At 63.9% G+C, this 3,153-nt stretch carries 2 protein-coding genes and 1 pseudogene; 2 read left to right on the top strand and 1 reads right to left on the bottom strand.

Annotation, left to right across the window (positions count from 1 at the left end):
• The first annotated feature begins 152 nt into the window (after window positions 1–152).
• Entirely contained in the window at window positions 153–389 is a 237-nt protein-coding gene (locus AC5RW2_RS41865; protein WP_494075340.1) for an AMP-binding enzyme, read from the top strand.
• An 894-nt stretch (window positions 390–1,283) separates the two neighbouring features.
• Window positions 1,284–1,991 (top strand): annotated as a pseudogene (locus AC5RW2_RS41870) (dihydrolipoamide acetyltransferase family protein); the annotation flags it as partial.
• A 332-nt stretch (window positions 1,992–2,323) separates the two neighbouring features.
• On the opposite strand, the gene AC5RW2_RS41875 reads toward AC5RW2_RS41870, so the two are convergent.
• Complete coding sequence (locus AC5RW2_RS41875; RefSeq protein ID WP_494031191.1) at window positions 2,324–2,929, bottom strand: recombinase family protein; 606 nt, start codon at window positions 2,927–2,929, stop codon at window positions 2,324–2,326.
• Window positions 2,930–3,153 lie beyond the last annotated feature (224 nt).

Raw genomic sequence — 3,153 nt, forward strand, 5'->3', positions numbered from 1 at the left:
GCCGTACGCTACCGTAGCCTACTCGCGGACGAACAGGCGGCCGGATACCCCAGCTTCGAACTCAGCAGAGCTGAGGTTCCGGCCGCTGTCTGACGAGTCCGCGCGGGCAATCGACCCTAAGCCGTCCAGACGCCCTTGAAGCCCCTCAGGGGCTGGAGCGTGCTGCCGGTGTCTCGGATGCCTGTCCGGCCGAGACCGCCGTCGCGTACGTGACGGTCCGGGCCGGTGCCAAGCCCACCGAGCGGGAGCTGATCGCCTTCGCGAAGGAACGGCTGGCGGCCTACAAGTACCCGCGGGAGATCCACATCATTGACGACCTGCCCAAGATGCAGACCGGGCAGATCCGACGCCGTGCGCTGCGCGGAGAATCGAAGGAAGGCCACCAATGACCACCACGCAGGACCTGCAGGACAAGACGGCTCTCACCACCGGCGCCAGCCGCGGCGACCTCAGGCCTTCACATGTCGAGCTTCTGGCTCAAAGGCAAATGGCCTCAACAGGGCCTTCCCCTTGGAAGCTGCCCACAGGATCCACTTCCCTGTGATGCTCTAATTCGTGTTATTCATCGTCATGCACGCCTCGCTGGCATTCGCCCCAGGAGCCCTGCGCAACCCCAACCACATGTACGGAACACAAGATGCCGAAAACTGAGCAAGGTTCTGGGCCTTCCTTGCCTCCGTGGTTGCCATGGTCCTCGCTGCCCTCGCAATGCGGCCGGTGCCAGCCAGTGGAAAGACCGAAATTCAACTAGTCCCATTCTTCCTTGAGACGTCAAGCCGGAATCTGCCACCTTTCATCCAGCTGCCCGGCCGTGCCTATAGAAACCGATCGAAGTGAAAGAGCAACATGCCTGATTCAAACAAAGAAGCAGATCGGCATCCGCCATGCGCTTCCGCGGTGGCGGAGGCAGCGAAGCTACGCGGAGAACTGGTGGAAGTTAGGTTAAAGACGGGACAACGCTGCAGCGGCGTCGTCGATGAGACGTCTGCCGCGCTTGGATTGTTTTGGATCACCGATCACAGCAGAGGCCAGCGCGTACTGCTCCTCGCCGACGATGTCCAAACCGTGGCCCGGCCAGAGCGGCTCCTTTAGCCAGCAGCACTGCCAGGACAAGTGCTGATCCCGAGTCCGTTTTGTTAGAGAAGGAGGCAGCAATGACCGCCGTGGACGAAAGGGTCGCGACGACAGCCCTCGACCAGCGTTGTGCCAACGACGTTAGGTTCGCCCATCCCCGAAACGGGCCAATGCGGACCGCGGCCCCGAGGTTCTGGTCCCACGGCGAGCAGGAGGGGCGGATCGAGCGCCAGCCGGTCAAGGGGGTGCGCAAGGCCACCGCCAAGGCAATGGTCGAATCCGCGTTCTCCGCCCCGCACGTGAGCATCTTCGTGGACGTGGACGCCTCGCGCACCATGGAGTTCGTGCAGCGGCTCAAGAAGAGCCGCGACTTCGAAGGCATCAAGGTCTCCCCGCTGCTGATCCTGGCCAAGGCGGTCATCTGGGCGGCCGCGCGCAACCCAAGCGTGAACGCGAGCTGGGTGGAGACGGAGAACGGCCCGGAGATCCACGTCAAGCACTTCATGAACCTGGGCATTGCCGCGGCGACCCCGCGCGGGCTGCTGGTGCCGAACCTGAAGAACGCGCAGGACCTGTCCCTGAAGGAACTGGCCATCGCGCTCAACGAGCTGGCGACCACCGCCCGCGAGGGCAGGACCAAACCGGCGGACATGCAGAATGGCACGCTGACGATCACCAACATCGGCGCCCTGGGCATCGACATCGGCACCCCCATCATCAACCCTGGCGAGGTCGCGATCGTCGCCTTTGGCACCATCCGGCAGAAGCCGTGGGTGGTCTCCGGGGAGATCATCCCGCGCTGGATCACCATGCTCGGCGGCTCCTTTGACCACCGCGTGGTGGACGGGGACCTCTCCGCCCGGTTCATGACCGACGTCGCCGCAATCATGGAGGAACCGGCCCTGCTGCTCGCATAACCCAGTTCGGGCACCTGCTGGCCCCAACTGACCTGTTGTGTGGTCAGACCGTTTCAACGATGCCACCTGCGACACTTCTGGATGCGCGATAGGCCCAACACCCGTAGGGCGTAGGCGTAGCCGCGGAACGGCTCCAGGCTCGCGATCTTGATCCCAGATGCGAAGCGCAGGCCCTTGTTCCTTGGGCCAGTCTTCGGTCCCCCCCCCTTTTCCGGAGCGGCCCTCAACGAGATCCTGTAGGCACGCCCGGACGATCCATGGCGAGCAGATGGAGTTTGGAGCCGGATAACAACGCTCCCGCAGGTATTCCCCCGGTGAATCGATAACAAACCTCACGCCGGCAAGCTGGATCCTTCGACCGGGTCGGGTTCGGTCAGAGTTTGGCCGCGCCGGAGGTATTGGTACACCGTTTCCCGGCTGAGCCCGTATTCGCGGGCCAGGACGGACTTGGGTTCGCCGGCCGCGGCCCGGGCGGCCAGCTCGGCCGCGAGTTCCGGGGCCAGGGCGCGCTTGCGGCCGCTGTAGGCGCCGCGGGCCTTGGCCAGACTGATGTCTTCGCGCTGGCGTTCCCGGATCAGGGACCGCTCGAACTCGGCGAAGGCGCCCATGACCGAGAGCATCAGGGTCGCCATCGGCGAGTCCTCCCCCGTGAACACCAGAGATTCCTTGACGAGCTCCACCCGCACCCCCTTGCCGGTGAGCTTCTGCACCACCGAGCGCAGGTCATCCAGGTTCCTCGCCAGCCGGTCCATCGAATGCACCACCACGGTGTCCCCGTCGCGGGTGAACCCGAGCAGGTACCCCAGCTGCGGACGCTCCGCGTCCTTGCCCGAGGCCTTGTCCGTGAACACCCGATCCAGGGCCTGGCCTTCGAGCTGGCGCTGCTCGTTCTGGTCCAGCGTGCTCACCCGCACGTACCCGAGCCGCTGACCCGTCACCCCGTTTCCCCAAACCTTCAACCAAAATGCCGAAAACTGTCAGATTGAAGCTTAAGAGCTGTGGGAACACCTGTCCATAAATTCAAAATCTGACCCTAACCTGGGGACTGTCGGGACTGTCTCACCAACGGCGCCTCTCTGTGTCAAGCTGCTGTGTGGGAGGGGCCGCTAGGATTGTTTTTGGCGGGTCCGGTATGTGACTTTTCCGAAGCGCCGGTTTGGGG

This window comes from Arthrobacter sp. B0316-1-20 (genome assembly GCF_059091865.1).